General features: G+C 67.7%; 16 protein-coding genes. 6 read left to right on the top strand and 10 right to left on the bottom strand.

The window, feature by feature from the left end; genetic code table 11:
• Positions 1 to 105: 105 nt before the first annotated feature.
• Positions 106 to 1,215 (top strand): AGE family epimerase/isomerase, encoded by a 1,110-nt coding sequence (locus H3H55_RS17930; protein WP_193099614.1) that lies wholly within the window; start codon positions 106 to 108, stop codon positions 1,213 to 1,215.
• On the opposite strand, the gene H3H55_RS17925 is transcribed toward H3H55_RS17930, so the two are convergent.
• Complete coding sequence (locus H3H55_RS17925) at positions 1,188 to 2,807, bottom strand: methyl-accepting chemotaxis protein (RefSeq protein WP_193099613.1); 1,620 nt, start codon at positions 2,805 to 2,807, stop codon at positions 1,188 to 1,190. The genes H3H55_RS17930 and H3H55_RS17925 overlap by 28 nt on opposite strands.
• Before the next feature lie 278 nt (positions 2,808 to 3,085).
• Here H3H55_RS17925 and H3H55_RS17920 point away from each other — a divergent pair, with 278 nt between their 5' ends.
• Entirely contained in the window at positions 3,086 to 3,529 is a 444-nt protein-coding gene (locus tag H3H55_RS17920; protein ID WP_129515982.1) for a PaaI family thioesterase, read from the top strand.
• Positions 3,530 to 3,584: 55 nt separating this feature from the next.
• Here the strand turns inward: H3H55_RS17920 and H3H55_RS17915 are convergent, their stop codons facing one another.
• The 7 genes from H3H55_RS17915 to prpB all read right to left on the bottom strand — a co-directional run bounded on the left by H3H55_RS17915 (position 3,585) and on the right by prpB (position 11,542).
• Positions 3,585 to 3,866 carry a type II toxin-antitoxin system RelE family toxin gene (locus H3H55_RS17915; protein WP_193099612.1) on the bottom strand — a complete coding sequence of 94 codons (282 nt, stop codon included), beginning with the start codon at positions 3,864 to 3,866 and terminating at the stop codon, positions 3,585 to 3,587.
• Entirely contained in the window at positions 3,856 to 4,104 is a 249-nt protein-coding gene (locus H3H55_RS17910; protein ID WP_193099611.1) for a type II toxin-antitoxin system Phd/YefM family antitoxin, read from the bottom strand. Before H3H55_RS17910 ends, H3H55_RS17915 begins: the two co-directional genes overlap by 11 nt.
• A 118-nt stretch (positions 4,105 to 4,222) precedes the next feature.
• Positions 4,223 to 5,275: a CaiB/BaiF CoA transferase family protein gene (locus tag H3H55_RS17905; protein WP_193099610.1), complete on the bottom strand. Its 1,053-nt coding sequence runs from the start codon at positions 5,273 to 5,275 to the stop codon at positions 4,223 to 4,225.
• A 257-nt stretch (positions 5,276 to 5,532) separates the two neighbouring features.
• On the bottom strand, positions 5,533 to 6,726 hold the full coding sequence (prpF, locus tag H3H55_RS17900; RefSeq protein WP_193099609.1) for a 2-methylaconitate cis-trans isomerase PrpF: 1,194 nt from the start codon (positions 6,724 to 6,726) through the stop codon (positions 5,533 to 5,535).
• A 24-nt stretch (positions 6,727 to 6,750) separates the two neighbouring features.
• A complete protein-coding gene (gene acnD, locus H3H55_RS17895; protein ID WP_193102046.1) occupies positions 6,751 to 9,348 on the bottom strand; it encodes a Fe/S-dependent 2-methylisocitrate dehydratase AcnD in 2,598 nt (865 codons plus the stop codon).
• A gap of 79 nt (positions 9,349 to 9,427) precedes the next feature.
• Positions 9,428 to 10,600, bottom strand: a complete 1,173-nt coding sequence (gene prpC / locus H3H55_RS17890; RefSeq protein WP_129515988.1) for a 2-methylcitrate synthase — start codon at positions 10,598 to 10,600, stop codon at positions 9,428 to 9,430.
• Between the two features lie 48 nt (positions 10,601 to 10,648).
• Positions 10,649 to 11,542, bottom strand: coding sequence for a methylisocitrate lyase (gene prpB / locus H3H55_RS17885; RefSeq protein WP_193099608.1), 894 nt, complete (start codon positions 11,540 to 11,542; stop codon positions 10,649 to 10,651).
• 170 nt (positions 11,543 to 11,712) lie between these two features.
• Here prpB and prpR point away from each other — a divergent pair, with 170 nt between their 5' ends.
• Positions 11,713 to 13,695, top strand: a complete 1,983-nt coding sequence (gene prpR, locus H3H55_RS17880) for a propionate catabolism operon regulatory protein PrpR (protein WP_193099607.1) — start codon at positions 11,713 to 11,715, stop codon at positions 13,693 to 13,695.
• A gap of 48 nt (positions 13,696 to 13,743) precedes the next feature.
• Here prpR and H3H55_RS17875 read toward each other — a convergent pair whose 3' ends face one another.
• Complete coding sequence (locus H3H55_RS17875; protein ID WP_226800283.1) at positions 13,744 to 14,364, bottom strand: CGNR zinc finger domain-containing protein; 621 nt, start codon at positions 14,362 to 14,364, stop codon at positions 13,744 to 13,746.
• Positions 14,365 to 14,644: 280 nt separating this feature from the next.
• Between H3H55_RS17875 and H3H55_RS17870 the strand changes: the two genes are divergently transcribed.
• Positions 14,645 to 15,028 carry a VOC family protein gene (locus H3H55_RS17870; RefSeq protein WP_193099606.1) on the top strand — a complete coding sequence of 128 codons (384 nt, stop codon included), beginning with the start codon at positions 14,645 to 14,647 and terminating at the stop codon, positions 15,026 to 15,028.
• Positions 15,029 to 15,159: 131 nt separating this feature from the next.
• On the opposite strand, the gene H3H55_RS17865 is transcribed toward H3H55_RS17870, so the two are convergent.
• Entirely contained in the window at positions 15,160 to 16,008 is an 849-nt protein-coding gene (locus H3H55_RS17865) for an ureidoglycolate lyase (RefSeq protein WP_193099605.1), read from the bottom strand.
• A 665-nt stretch (positions 16,009 to 16,673) separates the two neighbouring features.
• Between H3H55_RS17865 and H3H55_RS17860 the strand changes: the two genes are divergently transcribed.
• Positions 16,674 to 17,495, top strand: a complete 822-nt coding sequence (locus H3H55_RS17860; protein ID WP_193099604.1) for an IclR family transcriptional regulator — start codon at positions 16,674 to 16,676, stop codon at positions 17,493 to 17,495.
• A gap of 172 nt (positions 17,496 to 17,667) precedes the next feature.
• The gene (locus H3H55_RS17855; RefSeq protein ID WP_129515993.1) at positions 17,668 to 18,219 is read left to right on the top strand and encodes a hypothetical protein; all 552 of its coding nucleotides are present in this window, start codon (positions 17,668 to 17,670) and stop codon (positions 18,217 to 18,219) included.
• Positions 18,220 to 18,620: the final 401 nt, after the last annotated feature.

Raw genomic sequence — 18,620 nt, 5'->3', positions numbered from 1 at the left:
CTCCTTTTTTTGTGCCGGCCGCGCGGAATGTTTTATCCTTGGCCCCGGCCGCGCCGATCCTCCGGGCCGCGCCGACACGTTTCGATCCAAGCGCTCAACCCCGTCATGTCCGTTTCCGACTCCGCTTCCGCCCAGGCCGCCCAGCTGCGCCACCATTTCGCGCACGTCGTCTTGCCGATCTGGCGGGGTTCAGGGTTCGACCACACATTGCGATTGCCGTTCGAGGCCGTCGATCCGGCCAGCCACGCGCCGCTGCCCGCCACCCGTTATCGCGCAATGGCCTGCGCGCGGCAACTGTTCGTGTTCGCGCAGGCCGGCGACACCGCGCACGCGGCCACGCTGTTCGACGCGCTGTGCAGCCGCTTCCGCGACACGCGCCACGGCGGCTGGATCTACAGCGTCGACGCGCAGGGCGCGCCGCTCGATACGACCAAGGATCTCTATACGCACGCATTCATCGTGTTCGCATGCGCCGCGTGGCATGCGGCGTCGGGCGATGCCGCCGCGCGCAAGGTGGCCGAGGAGACCGCCGCGCTGATCCAGGATCGCTTCGCGCCGCACCGCGGCGACGCGCTGCTCGATGCGGCGCGCCACGCCGATTTCTCGTCATCCGGCAGCGGCGCGCTGCAGAATCCGCTGATGCACCTGACCGAAGCGTGGCTCGCGGCCGCCGACGCATTCGGCGACACGGCGTTCGACGATGCGCTCGTCAGCACCGCGCAGGCCGTCGAGCGCACCTTCGTCGATGCGGCGACCGGATGCGTGGCCGAGCTGCCGCTCGGCGCGGCCGACAACCGTTTCGAGCCCGGCCATCAATTCGAGTGGTTCTATCTGGTCGATGCGGCCGGCGCGCGGCTCGCGCAAACCGGGCTCCCCGGCGCGCTGTCGCGCGCATTCACGTTCGCGGAGCAATACGGCGTCGATGCGCACACGGGCGGCGTCTGCGCGGCGCTCGATGCGCAAGGCGCGTGCGTCGATGGCACGCAGCGGATCTGGGCGCAGACCGAATACCTGCGCGCGCTCGCGACGCACGGCGGCACGCCGGCCTCCGCGCCGCTCGCGCAGCAGATCGAGCGGTTCGCCGCGCGCTTCCTGCACCCGCGCGGCTGGTTCGAGTGCAAGACGGCCGACGGGCAGGTGTCGCGCGCCGACATGCCGTCGACGACGCCCTACCACCTCGCGACCGCCTACGCGGCGTTGCCGACCGGCGCGTAACCCGTATCGGCAAACGACGGCGCCGCGCGTTCGCCGCGTGCGGCACGTCCATCGCCCAGTTCGAACACCGACACCGCCTGCATCAGGTGCGCGGTCTGGTCGTTCAGCGACGCGGCCGCCGCCGCGACTTCCTCGACCAGCGCCGCGTTCTGCTGCGTCAGCTGATCCATCTGCGTGACGGCCTGGTTCACCTGTTCGATCCCGACGCTCTGCTCGACCGATGCCGACGTGATCTCGGACATCGTCTGCACCACACGCGTGATCGACGTCGACACCGTCCGCATCGCTTCGCCGGCACGCTCGACGAGCTCCGCGCCGCCGTTGATCTGCGCGACCGAATCCTCGATCAGCGCCTTGATCTCCTTGGCCGATTGCGCGCTGCGCTGCGCGAGCGAGCGCACTTCGCCCGCAACCACCGCGAAACCGCGGCCCTGCTCGCCGGCCCGCGCGGCCTCGACCGCCGCGTTCAGCGCGAGGATGTTGGTCTGGAACGCGATGCCGTCGATCACCGAGATGATTTCCGCGATCCGCCCCGAGCTCTGCGCGATGCCGCGCATCCGGTCGATCACGCTGTCGACCACGCCGCCGCCGTGGCTCGTCGCTTCGAGCGCCGCGTCGGCCAGTGCGCTGGCCGCGCGGGCGCTGTCGGTGTTCTGCCGGACGGTCGCGGTCAATTCCTCCATGCTCGCGGCCGTTTCCTCGAGCGACGCGGCCTGCGTGCCCGTGCGCGCCGACAGGTCGGCGTTGCCGCTCGCGATCTCGCCCGCACCGAGGTGGATCGCGTCGGACGCGTGGCGCACCGTGCGCACGGTGCCCGCGATGCTCGTCTGCATCGTGGCAAGGCCGCGCAGCATCCGGTCGATCTCGTACACGCCGCCCGCCCGCACGGCTTCGTCGAGCCGGCCCCGCGCGATCCGCTCGAAATGGCGGCCGGCTTCCTCCAACGGCGCGACGACCGCGCGCCGCGCGGCCGCGTAGATGGCCGCGCTCGCTGCGAGCATCGCCACCAGCAGTACGATGCCGACCGACTTGAACCAGAGCATGCCGCCGTCGATCGTGTCGAGCGCCGTGCGGCTCGACGCACTGCCGTAGTCGGCGAATCGATGCAGTTCGGCGATGTAGGCGTCCTGGATGCCTTGCGTCGGCTGATCGAGGAATGCCTGGATGTTGTCGGCGTCGAGGAACTGCACGAGTTCCCCGAGCGCGCCACGCAGCGCGCGATAACGCTCGGCGAGCGCCGCGACGCGCGCACGGTTCGTGTCGTCGACCGGCGGCGCGGCCGTCAGTGCGGCGAACGCCTTGTCCGCTTCGGCAAGCGAAGCGCCGGCATGGCGGATGATGTCTTCCGGCTTCGGGCCGCCGCGCACCATCCGCGTGCCGGCACGCGACAGGTTGATACGCGCGTCGAGCAGGTGCTCGGTCGCCTGGTTGGCCGCATTGACCTGCGCGATCGCGACGTTCGACAGATCGTCGACGCCGCTGCGCGTCGACGCGAGCGCCCAGAAGCCGAGCGCCTCGATCGCGAACAGGAAGAGGCAAAACACGGTCAACACGCCGAGCAGACCCGACGCGAGCTTGATTTTTCCGAACATGGGGAGATTCCTGGGGAGCGAGATGAGGCAATGCCCCGGCATTAGCGGCATTTCTTCGTCGGACTTTAGGCTCAGCCGGCGATGAAGCCGACTAATAACGCGCGTCGCTCGCGCATTCCCGCCGAATCGCCCGTAAACAAGGACAACTCCCGCGTTCGACGCAACAATCGCGTCGCATCGCGCCGTAAATTGCAGGAAACGTGGACGAATTTCCTTGCTTATCCGCAGCCCCCTTCCTAGAGTTCAGCGCAAGCGGGCACTCATTTCGAGGAAAGCGGATGACCGACTTCACGGACCACGCGCGCGGCGCATTGCGTGCGCAACCGTTCAGCATGCTGCTGGGCACGGAGCTGATGCATATCGGCGACAACGAGGTGTCGCTGTGCCTGCACGTGCGCGAAGAACTGCGGCAGCAGCACGGTTTCGTGCACGGCGGCGTCATCAGCTACCTCGCCGACAACGCGCTGACGTTCGCCGGCGCGCTCGTGCTCGGCCCGCGCGTGATCACGGCCGAATACAAGATCAACTACCTGCGGCCGGCGGTGAACGGCACGCTCGTCGCCCGCGCGAAGCTCGTCTACGCGGGCCGGCACCAGGCGACCTGCCAGTGTCACGTGTTCGTCATCGACGGCGATCACGAGCGGCTCGTCGCGATCGCGCAAGGCACGATCAACCGCGTCGGCGACGGCAAGGCGCCGGATATGCCGGAGGAAACGGCCTGAGCGGCTGCCCGGCCCGAGGTCGATGAGCGAACGCCGAATACGCAGCGCGTGCGCGCTAGCGTTTCATCGCGGCAAGATAGACCGCATCGCGCTCGCGACGCCCCACCGCCACCACGAGTACGACGACCTCCGCGTCGCGCACTTCGTACACGAGGCGATAGCCGACACCGCGCAGCTTGATCTTGTAGCGGTCCGGATGACCGTGCAGCTTCGCCGAAGGAATGCGCGGATTCTCGAGCCGTTCGGCAAGTCTGGCCTTGAACTGATCGCGAATCGTGCGATCGAGCTTCTTCCACTCCTTCAACGCAGGTTCGAGAAAAGCGAGCTCAAAGGTCATTCAGCTTGACCTTGACGACTTTCTCCTTGGCGCGCGAGTCGGCCAGCGCGTTGTCTTCGATATCTTCGAGACGTTCGACCATCGCCTCCCATGTCTTCGCCGGGACGCAATAGAACGCGGGCTCGTTGTGATTCAGGATCGCGACCGGGAAGCCCTCTCCTGCCGCCACGGTTCCCATCGGGTTCCGCTTCAGCTCCGAGACGCTCGCCGTCACGCTGGCCAGGATGGTGTGGGGCATGTCCGCTCCTTGTTCGATCGAATTTTTATTGTACTTTATTTAGCACCATATTTAGCTCGATTCAGAGTGCCATACAGGCCATGCCGAATTCGCTCCCGGCCGTGAAGTTCGACGCGCGTTACTCGGTCCCACCGCCCGTCAACGGCAGGAACCGCGGCGCCACGCGCGCCCGCACGTTTCCATGCTCGTCGGTGCGATAGATCCCGCGTGCCGCATTGTGCGGATGCGCCACCGCGTCGGCCACGCTCAGCAGCGGCGCGAAACACGCGTCGGTGCCTTCGAGCAGCGCGCGCCAGTGCGCGGACGGCTGCCCGGCAAACACGTCGGCGAAACGCGCCTTCAGCGCGGGCCAGCGCGTGCGGTCGTACTGCGACGCCGGATCGACGTCGGTCAGCCCGAGCCGTTCGACCAGCAGCGCATAGAACGGCGGTTCGAGCGCGCCGATCGTCACGTATTCGCCGTCCGCGCAGCGATACACGTCGTAGAACGGCGCGTCGTGAAACAGGCTCGGCTGTGCGCCGTCGAGCTGCCCGTTCGCGCGCGCCCACAGCGCAAGCGAACCGAGCATCGACACGATGTCGACGATCGCGCCGTCGACCACGCGCCCCGGCCCGCCGCCGCGCACGTCGAACAGCGCACAGACGATCCCGAACGCGAGCCCGAGCGCGCCGCCCGCATCGCCGACGACGGTCGGCGGCAAACCCGGCCGGCCGTCGCGCGGCGCGGACAGCGACAGCAGCCCCGTCAGCGCGACGTAGTTCAGGTCGTGCCCGGCCGCGGCCGCGAGCGGGCCGTGCTGACCCCAGCCCGTCATCCGTCCGTACACGAGCGTCGGATTGCGGCGCGCACAGTCGTCGGGCCCGAGGCCGAGCCGCTCCATCACGCCGGGCCGCAGCCCTTCGACCAGCGCATCCGCCTGCGCGATCAGTTCGAGCGCGGCGTCGCGGCCGGCCGGCGCCTTCAGGTCGAGTTCGACGATCGTCTTGCCTTCGCGCAGCAGGTCGCCGTCGCGGCCCCGCAGCGCGTCCGGCGCGCTCGTGCGGCCGGACGGGCGCGCGATCAGCGTGATCCGCGCGCCCATCCCGGCGAGCATCCAGCCCGCGAGCGGGCCGGGGCCGAGGCCTTCGAATTCGACGATGTGGATGCCAGAAAGCGGCGCATCAAGCGACATGTGATTCTCCTGTCGACCCACGTTAGCGCTTTAGCGCTTACGTGGGTCCCATGGCGTGGCTGGATGGAGTTAGCGCTTTAGCGCTTACGTGGGTCCCATGCTTCGCGGTCGACCCGCGTTAGCGTGTTAGCGCCTACGCCGATCCCATACATAGCGCCCCAGGCGCGCCAAACGAAAAATCCCTGCGCAGCGACTTCCGCTTCGCAGGGATCGGGGCAAACAACACGTACCGCTCGGCACGCCGGAACCGGCATGCGTCAGAACGCATCCCCCGGCACCCGCACCCAGCCTTCCATCAGCACACGCGCGCTGCGGCTCATGATCGCCTTCGTGACGGTCCACTCGCCGTTCTCCTGCTGCTGCGCTTCCGCGCCGACGCGCAGCGTGCCCGACGGATGCCCGAAGCGCACCGCGTTGCGTGCACCGCCGCCCGCCGCCAGATTGACGAGCGTGCCGGGGATCGCCGCGGCCGTGCCGATCGCGACCGCCGCCGTGCCCATCATCGCGTGGTGCAGCTTGCCCATCGACATCGCGCGCACCAGCAGGTCGACGTCGCCCGCATTCACGCGCTTGCCGCTCGATGCGACGTAATCGGCCGGCTTCGCGACGAACGCGATCTTCGGCGTGTGCTGCCGCGTCGCGATTTCATCGAGCGTATCGATCAGCCCCATGCGCAACGCGCCGTGCGCGCGGATCGTCTCGAACTTCTCGAGCGCCTTCGCGTCGCCGTTGATCGCGTCCTGCAGTTCGGTGCCCGTATAGCCGATCGCCTCCGCCTCGACGAAGATCGTCGGGATCCCCGCGTTGATCATCGTCGCCTTCAGCGTGCCGACGCCCGGCACCGCGAGATCGTCGACGAGGTTGCCGGTCGGGAACATCGACCCGCCCGCGCCCTCTTCCTCGGCGGCCGGGTCCATGAATTCGAGCTGCACCTCGGCGGCCGGGAACGTGACGCCGTCCAGTTCGAAGTCGCCCGTCTCCTGCACCGCGCCGTTCGTGACCGGCACATGCGCGACGATCGTCTTGCCGATGTTCGCCTGCCAGATCCGCACGGTCGCGACACCGTCGCGCGGCACGCGCGCCGGATCGACGAGGCCGCCGCTGATCGCGAACGGGCCGACCGCCGCCGACAGGTTGCCGCAGTTGCCGGTCCAGTCGACGAAGGCCTTGTCGATCGCGACCTGCCCGAACAGGTAATCGACGTCGTGGCCGGGTCGCGAGCTCTTCGACACGATCACCGTCTTGCTGGTGGACGACGTCGCGCCGCCCATCCCGTCGATCTGCTTGCCGTACGGATCGGGGCTGCCGATCACGCGCAGCAGCAGCGCGTCGCGCGCGGCGCCCGGCGCCTGCGCGGCATCGGGCAGGTCCTGCAGCCGGAAGAACACGCCCTTGCTGGTGCCGCCGCGGATGTAGGTCGCGGGAATCCTGATTTGAGAAATGTGAGCCATGTCCGTGTTCTCGATGTAACCCTGTCAGGCCGCCTGCGACGATTCGAGGAAATCCTGCGCGAAGCGCTGCAGCACGCCGCCCGCTTCGTAGATCGACACTTCCTCGGCCGTATCGAGGCGGCACGTCATCGGCACCTCGACACGCTCGCCGTTTTTGCGGTGAATCACGAGCGTCAGGTCGGCGCGCGGCGTGCGCTCGCCGATCACGTCGAAGGTCTCGGTGCCGTCGATGCCGAGCGTCGTCCGGTTCGTGCCGGGCTTGAACTCGAGCGGCAGCACGCCCATCCCGATCAGGTTCGTGCGGTGAATCCGCTCGAACCCTTCGGCGGCGATCGCCTCGACGCCCGCGAGCCTCACGCCCTTCGCGGCCCAGTCGCGCGACGAGCCCTGGCCGTAGTCGGCGCCGGCGACGACGATCAGCGGCTGCTTGCGATTCATGTACGTCTCGATCGCTTCCCACATCCGCATGACCTTGCCTTCCGGTTCGACGCGCGCGAGCGAGCCCTTCTTCACCGCGCCGTCGACGACCGCCATCTCGTTGATCAGCGTCGGGTTCGCGAAGGTCGCGCGCTGCGCGGTCAGGTGGTCTCCCCGGTGCGTCGCGTACGAGTTGAAGTCTTCTTCCGGCAGGCCCATCTTCGCGAGGTATTCGCCGGCCGCGCTGTCCAGCAGGATCGCGTTCGACGGCGACAGGTGGTCGGTCGTGATGTTGTCGCCGAGCACCGCGAGCGGACGCATCCCGTGCAGCGTGCGTTCGCCGGCCAGTGCGCCTTCCCAGTACGGCGGACGGCGGATGTACGTGCTCTGCGCGCGCCAGTCGTACAGCGGCGCCGCGCGCTCGCCCGCATCGGCGCTGCGCGCGAACATCGGCTCGTAGACCTTGCGGAACTGCTCGGGCTTCACGCTCGACGCGACGATCGCATCGATCTCCTCGTCGGTCGGCCAGATGTCCTTCAGCGTGACGGGCTTGCCGTCCTGATCGTGGCCGAGCACGTCCTTCTCGATGTCGAAGCGGATCGTGCCGGCAATCGCATACGCGACGACGAGCGGCGGCGACGCGAGGAATGCCTGCTTCGCATACGGATGGATGCGGCCGTCGAAGTTGCGGTTGCCGGACAGCACGGCCGTCGCGTACAGGTCGCGATCGACGATCTCCTGCTGGATCTTCGGGTCGAGCGCGCCGGACATCCCGTTGCAGGTCGTGCACGCGAACGCGACGATGCCGAAGCCGAGCTTCTCGAGTTCCGGCAGCAGGTTCGCTTCTTCCAGATACAGCTCGACCGCTTTCGAGCCGGGCGCGAGCGAGCTCTTCACCCACGGCTTGCGCACGAGGCCGCGCGCGTTCGCGTTGCGCGCGAGCAGGGCCGCGGCGATCACGTTGCGCGGGTTGCTGGTGTTCGTGCAGCTCGTGATCGCGGCGATGATCACCGCGCCGTCGGGCATCTCGCCCGCCTTCTCTTCCCACTGGCCGGCGATGCCGCGCGCGGCGAGGTCGGACGTCGGCAGCCGCTTGTGCGGGTTCGACGGGCCGGCCATGTTGCGCACCACGCTCGACAGGTCGAACGTCAGCGTGCGCTCGTACTGCGCGCCGTCCAGCGTGTCGGCCCACAGGCCGGCTACCTTCGCATAGGTCTCGACGAGCTTCACCTGCTCGTCGCTGCGGCCCGTGAGGCGCAGGTAGTCGGTCGTCTGGCCGTCGATGAAGAACATCGCGGCCGTCGCGCCGTATTCGGGTGCCATGTTCGAGATCGTCGCGCGATCGCCGAGCGTGAGGCTCGCCGCGCCCGCACCGCGGAATTCCAGGTACGCGCCGACCACCTTTTCCTTGCGCAGGAACTCGGTCAGCGCGAGCACGACGTCGGTCGCGGTGATGCCGGGCTGGCGCTTGCCGGTCAGCTCGACGCCGACGATGTCGGGCAGGCGCATCCACGACGCGCGGCCGAGCATCACGTTCTCGGCTTCGAGCCCGCCGACGCCGATCGCGATCACGCCGAGCGCGTCGACGTGCGGCGTGTGGCTGTCGGTGCCGACGCAGGTGTCCGGGTACGCGACGCCGTCGCCGCTGACCTGGATCACCGGCGACATTTTCTCGAGGTTGATCTGGTGCATGATGCCGTTGCCCGGCGGGATCACGTCGACGTTCTCGAACGCCTTCTTCGTCCACTCGATGAAGTGGAAGCGATCCTCGTTGCGGCGATCCTCGATCGCGCGGTTCTTCGCGAACGCGTCCGGATCGAAGCCGCCGCATTCGACGGCGAGCGAGTGGTCGACGATCAGTTGTACGGGCACGACCGGGTTCACCTTCGCCGGGTCGCCGCCGCCGTCGGCGATCGCGTCGCGCAGGCCGGCGAGATCGACGAGCGCCGTCTGCCCGAGGATGTCGTGGCACACCACGCGCGCCGGGAACCACGGGAAGTCGCGTTCGCGCTTGCGCTCGATGATCTGCTTCAGCGACTCGGCGAGGAGCGCCGGATCGCAGCGGCGCACGAGGTTTTCGGCGAGCACGCGCGACGTGTACGGCAGCGTGTCGTAGGCGCCGGGCGCGATCGCGTCGACCGCGGCGCGCGCGTCGAAATAGTCCAGCGACGTGCCGGGCAGGGGTTTGCGGTTGGCGGTATTCATCATGTGGGGAACTCGGGTATGACGTCCGGCGCGCGCCGGCCCCGCATCACGCGGGTGGCCGGTGCGCGCGGCTGGCGTTTCAGCGCTTCTCGATCGGCACGAACTGCAGGTCTTCCGGGCCCGTGTAGTTCGCGCTCGGGCGGATGATCTTGTTGTCGACGCGCTGCTCGATGATGTGCGCGCTCCAGCCCGACGTGCGCGAGATCACGAACAGCGGCGTGAACATCGCGGTCGGCACGCCCATCATGTGATACGACACCGCGCTGAACCAGTCGAGGTTCGGGAACATCTTCTTCGCGTCCCACATCACCGATTCGAGGCGCTCGGCGATGTTGTACAGCTTCAGGTCGCCCGCTTCCTTCGACAGCTTGTGCGCGACGCCCTTGATCACCTTGTTGCGCGGATCGGAGATCGTGTAGACGGGGTGGCCGAAGCCGATCACGACTTCCTTGTTCTCGACGCGGCGGCGGATGTCGGCTTCGGCGTCGTCCGGCGAGCTGTAGCGGCTCTGGATTTCATACGCGACTTCGTTCGCGCCGCCGTGCTTCGGCCCGCGCAGCGCACCGATCGCGCCGGTGATCGCCGAGTAGATGTCCGAGCCCGTGCCCGCGATCACGCGGCCGGTGAACGTCGACGCGTTGAATTCGTGCTCCGCGTACAGGATCAGCGACGTGTGCATCGCTTCGACCCACGACTTCGACGGCGTCTTGCCGTGCAGCAGGTGCAGGAAGTGGCCGCCGATCGAGTCGTCGTCGGTTTCCGTCTCGATGCGCTTGCCGTTGTGCGAGAAGTGATACCAGTACAGCAGCATCGAGCCGAGCGACGCCATCAGGCGGTCGGCGATGTCGCGCGCGCCCGGCAGGTTGTGGTCGTCCTTCTCCGGCAGCACGGTGCCGAGCACCGACACGCCCGTGCGCATCACGTCCATCGGATGCGCGGACGCCGGGATCTGCTCGAGCGCCGCCTTCAGCGCGTTCGGCAGGCCACGCATCGCGCGCAGCTTGGTCTTGTACGCGGCCAGTTCGGTCAGGTTCGGCAGCGTTTCGTGCACGAGCAGGTGCGCGATTTCCTCGAATTCGCACGACTCGGCGACGTCGAGAATGTCGTAGCCGCGGTAGTGCAGGTCGTTGCCGGTCTTGCCGACCGTGCACAGCGCCGTGTTGCCGGCCGTCACGCCCGACAGCGCCACCGACTTCTTCGGCTTGAATGCGCCTGCGGCGGCCGGTGCTGCTGCGTCTTTCGTCTCGCTCATGTTTGGATTCTCCGATTCCAGATTCGTGTCTCGTGGGGGGCGGGCGCGTTACTTCTTGCCCTGCGCGAACAGCTCGTCGAGCTTGCGCTCGTATTCGTGATAACCGAGGAAGTCGTACAGCTCGGCGCGCGTCTGCATCGTCGGCACGGCCGCCTTCTGCGTGCCGTCACGACGCACCGTCTCGTAGAAGTTCAGCGCGGCCTTGTTCATCGCGCGATACGCGCCGCAGCAGTACAGCGCGATGTCGACGTTCGCCTCGCGCAGCTCGTCGGTCGTGAAGAACGGTGTCGAGCCGAACTCGGTCAGGTTCGCGAGGATCGGCACCTTCACGGCCGCCTTGAAGCGGCGATAGTCGTCGAGCGTCTTCATCGCTTCCGGGAAAATCATGTCCGCGCCGGCCTCGACATAAGCCACCGCGCGCTCGATCGCCGAATCGATCCCTTCGGCCGCGGCCGCGTCGGTACGCGCCATGATCACGAACTGGTCGTCGGTGCGCGCGTCGACCGCGGCCTTGATGCGATCGACCATTTCGTCGGTCGGGACGACTTCCTTGCCGGGACGATGGCCGCAGCGTTTCTGGCCGACCTGGTCTTCCATGTGCACGGCGGCGACGCCGGCCTTGATGAACGAACGGACCGTGCGCGCGATGTTGAACGCGCCGCCCCAGCCGGTATCGATGTCGACCAGCAGCGGCAGGTCGGTCGCATTGGTGATCCGGTTCGCGTCGATCAGCACGTCTTCCATCGTGCTGATGCCGAGGTCGGGAATGCCGAGCGAGTTCGCGGCGACGCCGCCGCCCGACAGGTACACGGCCTTGAAGCCGACGGCCTGCGCCATCTTGGCCGCGTACGCGGTGATCGCGCCGACCACCTGCAGCGGCTGCTCCGCCGCGACTGCCGCGCGGAATTTCGCGCCGGCGCTCTGAAGATGCGTATTGCTCATGAACGGCCTCCTGAAGGAATGCCCGATAACAGCAAGGACCGGGCCAGCTCGCGAAACACCGCTAACCCACTGATTCTTAAGCAACCGGCCCGGGCGCTGCGGTGCCCATCGATTTCAATTTGGCAATTTCATGTTTCAAAAATGAAATCCCGCGCGCATAATCGACCGTCATGGACCTCTCCTCGACCAAGCCCGTCGGGCCAGCCGATCGCGCGGTGCGCCCGCGCATCTGGGCGATGGGCATCAGCCGCCTGCGCGAGCTGTTTCGCGAGATCGCCGGCGAATTCGACGAACGCGCGGACGTGCGCATCGTGACGCGCGCGTATGAAGATGCGCTCAGCGCGATCGCCGAGGCCGGCACGATGCGGCCCGACGTGATCGTCGCGGCCGGCTCGAACGGCGGCTTCCTGAAGACGCGCGCGCAGGTGCCGGTCGTGGTCGTGTCGCCGACCGGCTTCGACGTGATGCAGGCGCTCGCGCGCGCGCGGCGCGACGCGTCGCGGATCGCGCTCGTCAGCGCCGGAGAAACACCGCCCGAGGTGCGCCGCTTCGTCGCCGCATACGGCCTCGACGTGCAGTTTGCGTCATATCAGTCCGCGCAGGAAGCGGAAGCCTGCGTGCACGACCTGCGCGATCGCGGCATCGAGACGATCGTCGGCCCCGGGCTCGTCACCGATCTCGCGGCCAGCGCCGGCATGGGCGCGGTGTTCCTGTATTCGCATGCGTCGGTGCGCAAGGCCGTCGATACGGCGCTTGAAGTCGCGTATGCGACGCACGCCGAGGCGTTCCGCCGCCAGCGGCTCGACAACCTGCTGCAACACCTGCGCGACGGCGTGGTCGCGCTCGATGCGCGCGGCCGCGTCGAAGCGATCAACGAGCGGCTCGCGTCGGCACTCGGGGTCGAACCCGCGTCGGCCGTCGGCCGTGCGCTGGTCGACCTGCGGCCCGAGCTGCGCACGCTGCGCGGCGAGGACGGCGACACGCTCGCGACCGTGCGCGGCGTGCGCTACGTCGTGCACCGCGGACCGCTCGTCGATCGCGGCGTGACGTCGGGCAGCGTGCTGACGTTCCAGGAATCGCGCGCGGTCGAACGGCTCGACCGCGCATTGCGTTCGCAGCCGACCACGCAGCAATTCGCGGCGCGTTATGCACTCGACGACGTGGTCGGCGCATCGGCGCCGATGGCGCGCGTGCGCGACCTCGTGCGCCGCTACGCAAAATCCGACGCGACCGTGCTCGTGCTCGGCGAAAGCGGCACCGGCAAGGAAATGATCGCGCAGAGCCTGCACGCGCTGTCCGCGCGGCGCAGCTATCCGTTCGTCGCGGTCAATTGCGGCGCGTTTCCGGAAGCGCTACTCGAAAGCGAGCTGTTCGGCTATGAGGAAGGCGCGTTCACCGGCGCGCGGCGCGGCGGCAAGACCGGCCTGTTCGAGGCCGCGCACCGCGGCACGCTGTTTCTCGACGAAATCGGCGAGATGCCGCCGTCGCTGCAGAGCCGGCTGCTGCGCGTGCTGCAGGAGCGCGAGGTGATCCGCCTCGGCTCGACCGAGCCGATCCGCATCGACGTGCGCGTGATCGCCGCGACGCACCGTCCGCTGCTCGCGGCCGTCGAGGCCGGCACGTTCCGCGCGGATCTCTATTACCGGCTCAACATCCTGAACGTCGGCCTGCCGCCGTTGCGCGAGCGCGCGGCCGACATCCCCGCACTCGCCGCCACGCTGCTCGTGCAGGCCGCACGGCGCGAACCGCGCCTCGCCGAACGCCTGCGCGACGCCGATGACGCGGCGCGCGTGCTCGGCGCAACCCGGGCGACGCTCGCGCGCTACCGGTGGCCCGGCAACGTGCGCGAACTGCAGAACGTGATCGAACGGATCGCGGTGGAGTTGGCCGAGGAAGTCGACGAAAACGATCCGGCCGCCGCGTGCGGCGCGCTCGATCCCGACGCGCTGCAGGCGATCGCGCCCGAGCTGTTCGCCGCACCGCCCGACGCGGCCGACACCGACGATGCGCAGACGCTGCACGCGCGCCGCCGCCGCGCGGAAGCCGACGAGATCCGCGCGGTGCTCGACGCCTGCGGCGGCGATCGCGACCGCGCATGCGCGATGCTCGGCATCAGCAAGACGACGCTGTGGCGGAAGCTGTCGGCGAAATAGGCCTACTCGGGTTCGACGCGCCGGTACGCGCACGGCAGAACGGGCCCGTCAGTCGGCCTTGTGATAGTGGCGGTACGCCTTCGCGCGATTGCCGCACGACGACATCGAGCACCAGCGGCGACTGCCGTTCTTGCTGTCGTCGATGAACAGCCACTGGCATGCGTCGTTCGCGCAACGCTTGACCTTCGCGAGCCGCGCGCCGCCGAGCAGGTCGATCGCCGACCACAGCACCGGGCTCAGCAGCCCCGCGAGCGTCGCGCCCGTTTCCCCGATCCGCCACGCATAACCGCCGTCGACGCGCGCCAGCGCGACGCGCGGCGACGCTTCCGCCAGGAAACCGCCGAGCAGCGCGAGATCGTCGGCCTGCGGCTCGCGCCGCTCGGCCTGCGCATGAAAGAGCCGATACAGCGCCTCGCGCAACGCGAGCGCGCGCGCCAGCATCGCCGGCTCGTCTTCCTCCACGCCACGGGCGCGGCACCGGTCGGCCAGGCCGGCCGGCACGCGGGCCTGCTCGCGGCACCACGCCAGCAGGTCGTCCATCGTTCCGAAGGTTTCCGTCGGCGGGTCGCTGCCGCGCCAGTACAGCGTGTTCGCGAAATCGATGCTCAGGGTTTCGGGCGGCGCCGGAATCAGGCAGTCCATCGTGACGGAAGGTTGCGTATTGCTCATGCACGCATCGTATCTAACCACCATGCCGGTTGACAAGCTCGCGGACGCTTCCTAACATAACCAGCATGGTGGTTAAAAACAGGTTGACTGCACTGACGTCCCCTTCAGTTCAAGGAGCCACAGATGATCGATCGCCTTTCCTGCAGAGTTATCCACAACGACGGCAGCCGCCCGTTCCACGACAGCATGCTCGGCGCGCTCCGCTACAAGCGGCTGGCATGGTGCCTGTAAGCAGGTTTGCCGCACTGACGTCCCCTTTCAGTTCAAGGAGCCAATGCACATGATTGATCACCTCTCCTTCGGCGTGGCCCACATCGGCCGCAGCCGCACCTTCTACGACAGCACGCTCGGCGCACTCGGCTACAAGCGGCTGTACAGCGACGACGGCTCGATCGGATACGGCACGGCCGAACCTGTGCTCTGGCTGCAGCATGCCGCCCGCCCCGTCGTCGCCGATCCCGATTCGGGGCTGCACCTGTCGTTCAAGGCCGCGTCGCCCGTCGAGGTCGACGCGTTCTACCGCGCCGCGCTCGAGCACGGCGGCCAGGACAACGGCGGGCCCGGCAAACGCGAGCACTACGGCCCCGGCTACTACGCGGCGTTCGTCGTCGATCCCGACGGATACCGGCTGGAAGCGCATTGCGAACTGGACAACATCGTGTGACCCGTTCGCGTACAAACGCCAAGGGCCCGATTCCGCGTTGCGCGGAATCGGGCCCTTGCTTTTGGATCATCGCCGTCCGGTTGCCGACGACCGCCGCAGGCGGTCGTTCAGCAGGATCGCGGCATGCTCGCTTATTGCGCGCCGCGCGTGCGCTGCAACTGCTCGCCGAGCCCTTCGATGCCGAGGCGCACCACCTGACCGGCCTTCAGGAACACCGGCGACGGCTTGATGCCCATGCCGACGCCCGGCGGCGTGCCGGTCGTGATCACGTCGCCCGGCTGCAGGCGCATGCAGCTCGACAGATAGGCGATCAGCTGCGCGACGGTGAACACCATCGTGCGCGTGTTGCCGTTCTGATAGCGGTGGCCGTCGACTTCGAGCCACAGGTCGAGACGCTGCGGATCGGGCACTTCGTCGCGCGTGACGAGCCACGGACCGATCGGGCCGAACGTGTCGAAGCCCTTGCCCTTGTCCCACTGGCCGCCGCGCTCGATCTGCCATTCGCGCTCGGACACGTCGTTGACGACGCAGTAGCCCGCGACGTAGTCGAGCGCGTGCGCTTCGTCGACGTCCTTGCAGGTCGCGCCGATCACGACGGCCAACTCGACTTCCCAGTCCGTCTTGACCGAACCCTTCGGGATGTCGATGCCGTCGTTCGGGCCGCAGATCGAACTCGTCCACTTGCCGAACACGACCGGCTCCTTCGGGACCGGCATGCCGGCTTCGGCCGCGTGATCGGCATAGTTCAGGCCGATGCCGATGAACTTGCCGACATGCCCGACACATGCGCCGATGCGCGGTTCGCCGGACACGAGCGGCAGCGTGGCCGGATCGATCGCACGCAGCCGCGCGAGACCCGCGTCGGACAGCGCATCGCCGGCAAGATCCGGCACATGCGCGGACAGGTCGCGAATCCGGCCGTCTGCGTCGAGGATGCCGGGCTTTTCCTGGCCGGACGGGCCATAGCGAAGCAGTTTCATCGTGCTCAACCTCTGTTGTCGAATGGGACAGGATACCGGCCGACGCGGCCATTCGCGGCCGCGCGCCGGACTGATTGTCGATCGTCGATTGCGCGCGTCGGCGCCGCATCCAGGATGGGGTTCAACGTGCGAGGGTCGCGCGGGCGCAGCGATCGAGGCGCCGCACGCAAGTACGGCACGCATCGAACGGGCGGCCGCCGGTCTGCGCATCGGCGACGACGGCCCGGCACCCCGCGACATGGTCCGGCCTGTGCGGGCCGGCTTCACGCGCGGCCACGCCGTCGCTGGCCCGCACGTCTTTGTACCATCGGCCGCGCACCGTGAAATGACGCGCGACGGATACCGACTATTGGTGCGCCCGCGGACGTTGCGGCGCAGCATCGGACGCGCTCACGCGGCCTGATCCGTCACGAATACCGGCATCGCCTGCCATCGGCACATGAATACTGGCTATTCGGGGTGCCCCTGTCATCGAGAACGTTTGCCAATCCGTTCTTGTCCGGTAATGATCGGTAAAAAGACGCTGCATTGCACACTGAATGTTTATTGCTAAGCTCGTACGAATGGCTTTCATTGCCATACGCGGGCCCGATTTATGCGCGTGCAGAACCGGCCAGCGTGCGTCGCCAACCGATCGACGGTAATCCCCCAACCTCACACCTAAAATGCAGACAACCAACGACCCGCTTCCCGGCTGCGACGCTCGGGAATCGATGGCCGCAATCGACCGCTATCGCGCACCCGCGCTCGACAAGGGCCTCGACATTCTCGAACTCCTGTCGGAACAGAAGGAAGGACTCACCCGCACCGAAATCACGAAGGAACTCGGCCGCAACGCGAGCGAAATCTACCGGATGCTCGAACGCCTCGTCGCACGCCGCTACGTGATGCGCTCGACCGGCGGCGACCGCTACACGCTCAGCCTCAAGCTGTTCGCGCTCGCGCACCGGCATCCGCCGATGAACCGGCTGATTGCCGAGGCACTGCCGCTGATGCAGCGCTTCGCCGACGCCGCCGAACAGTCGTGCCACCTGTCCGTCTACGATCGCGGCAACCTGCTCGTGATCGCGCAGGTCGACGGGCCCGGCCCGTGGGGGGTGTCGGTCCGGCTCGGCTCGCGCGTCGGGCTCGCCGATACGGCGTCGGGGCGCGTGATGCTGGCCTTCCAGGGCTCCGAGCAGCGCGCGCACATGCTGACCGAGCATCGCAACATCAAGGGCGAAGCGCCACTGAACGAGCAGGAACTCACGAATGCATGCCTGTCCATCCGGCAGTCCGGCTACCTGCGCCAGGACAGCCGCCAGGCATACGGCGTGACCGACCTGACCGCACCGATCCTCGGGCCGTCCGGCCACGCGATCGGGGTGCTGACCTGCCCATACATGCGCCGGATCGATGCGCACATGGCGTCGTCCGTCGACACGGTCGTCGAAGGGCTGCGCGACACGGCCGCCCATCTGTCGATGTGCCGCACTGAAACCTGCTGAGCCCGGGTTCACCGAAGCGCGCCGCGTGCAACCGCGGCCGCGCCGGCCGAGATCGCGCACGCCCCCCGTGCGATGCGCGATACACGGTGCCATATCGTGCGCTTCCGGCGCTACGCTAAAATAGCGGCCCTCTCAAAAACTACGGCGGCCGTTGTCGCGGCCGTCGTGTCCGATGGATGTCATGGCCAAACTTCTGAACGATCAAGAATTCCAGCGTTTCTCCGAACTTCAGCAGAAGCAGGCAAGCTTCACGATCACGCCCGAAGAGGCGGACGAGCTGCGCGATATCGTCGCGCGCGCGCAGAAGAAGCGCGACGATCGTGCCGCCGCGATGCAGGCAATCGAGAACTACATCGAGCAGTTCGACATCACGCCCGACGAGCTCTTCTCGCCCGAGCAGATCGGCGACGCTGCACGCACCTATGGGCTGATCACGGCAACCAAGAAGGAACGTGCGCTGCCGCCGTCGATCACGTTCAACGGCAAGCCGTACCAGTGGACCAAGACGCTTCCGGACGACGTGCGCGGCGCGCTGTTCGACGCGTTCACGTCCGGCGAGTCGGTCAAGCGCTTCATCGCGATGCCGAAGGACATCGCACGTTGCGCACTGACGATCGCCCGCCTCGAGCGCGAAACCGGCGCCGTCTATGCCGATCCGCACCTCGAGGAACTCGCGATTTCGCGCGACCTGGTGAACGACGCGGCGTCGAAACTCGCTGCCTGAATGTGATCACGGGCACGGTTCATGCGTGCCCGCACCTCCGCGTGACGCCGGCATTGGCCGGCGCCGCGCTCGCGGAAACCATGCATCCGCATGCTCCCGAAAAGCCTCACCTTGGTGTCCCGCAAGCGCTCACCCACGCCTCCCGAAAAAGCTCACCCAACGCTCCTGGAGACCCTCACCGAGGCCTCCCGAATGTCCTCACCGACACCTCCCGCAGGCCCTCACCAATGAGTCCCGGAAAGGCTCACCGGCGCCTCCCGCAGGTGCTCACCGGCCGCTCCCGGGAAGGCTCACCGAACGCTCCCGTATCGCCTCACCACACGTTCCCGAAGAAGCTCACTCGCGGCTCCCGAAAAGTCTCACCTTTGTCGCGATTTCGAATTTGCGACGCTGGATTGCGG

The organism is Burkholderia sp. Z1 (genome assembly GCF_014893795.1).
Taxonomy (GTDB): Bacteria; Pseudomonadota; Gammaproteobacteria; order Burkholderiales; family Burkholderiaceae; genus Burkholderia; species Burkholderia theae.
This window is presented reverse-complemented; position numbering and strand designations above follow the sequence as displayed.

What these genes read in the sequence shown, in the direction of transcription:
- H3H55_RS17930 (WP_193099614.1), top strand. Translation starts at nt 106, where the DNA reads ATGTCCGTTTCCGACTCCGCTTCCGCCCAGGCCGCCCAGCTGCGCCAC.
- H3H55_RS17925 (WP_193099613.1), bottom strand. Translation starts at nt 2,807, where the DNA reads ATGTTCGGAAAAATCAAGCTCGCGTCGGGTCTGCTCGGCGTGTTGACC.
- H3H55_RS17920 (WP_129515982.1), top strand. Translation starts at nt 3,086, where the DNA reads ATGACCGACTTCACGGACCACGCGCGCGGCGCATTGCGTGCGCAACCG.
- H3H55_RS17915 (WP_193099612.1), bottom strand. Translation starts at nt 3,866, where the DNA reads ATGACCTTTGAGCTCGCTTTTCTCGAACCTGCGTTGAAGGAGTGGAAG.
- H3H55_RS17910 (WP_193099611.1), bottom strand. Translation starts at nt 4,104, where the DNA reads ATGCCCCACACCATCCTGGCCAGCGTGACGGCGAGCGTCTCGGAGCTG.
- H3H55_RS17905 (WP_193099610.1), bottom strand. Translation starts at nt 5,275, where the DNA reads ATGTCGCTTGATGCGCCGCTTTCTGGCATCCACATCGTCGAATTCGAA.
- prpF (WP_193099609.1), bottom strand. Translation starts at nt 6,726, where the DNA reads ATGGCTCACATTTCTCAAATCAGGATTCCCGCGACCTACATCCGCGGC.
- acnD (WP_193102046.1), bottom strand. Translation starts at nt 9,348, where the DNA reads ATGAATACCGCCAACCGCAAACCCCTGCCCGGCACGTCGCTGGACTAT.
- prpC (WP_129515988.1), bottom strand. Translation starts at nt 10,600, where the DNA reads ATGAGCGAGACGAAAGACGCAGCAGCACCGGCCGCCGCAGGCGCATTC.
- prpB (WP_193099608.1), bottom strand. Translation starts at nt 11,542, where the DNA reads ATGAGCAATACGCATCTTCAGAGCGCCGGCGCGAAATTCCGCGCGGCA.
- prpR (WP_193099607.1), top strand. Translation starts at nt 11,713, where the DNA reads ATGGACCTCTCCTCGACCAAGCCCGTCGGGCCAGCCGATCGCGCGGTG.
- H3H55_RS17875 (WP_226800283.1), bottom strand. Translation starts at nt 14,364, where the DNA reads ATGAGCAATACGCAACCTTCCGTCACGATGGACTGCCTGATTCCGGCG.
- H3H55_RS17870 (WP_193099606.1), top strand. Translation starts at nt 14,645, where the DNA reads ATGATTGATCACCTCTCCTTCGGCGTGGCCCACATCGGCCGCAGCCGC.
- H3H55_RS17865 (WP_193099605.1), bottom strand. Translation starts at nt 16,008, where the DNA reads ATGAAACTGCTTCGCTATGGCCCGTCCGGCCAGGAAAAGCCCGGCATC.
- H3H55_RS17860 (WP_193099604.1), top strand. Translation starts at nt 16,674, where the DNA reads ATGCAGACAACCAACGACCCGCTTCCCGGCTGCGACGCTCGGGAATCG.
- H3H55_RS17855 (WP_129515993.1), top strand. Translation starts at nt 17,668, where the DNA reads ATGGATGTCATGGCCAAACTTCTGAACGATCAAGAATTCCAGCGTTTC.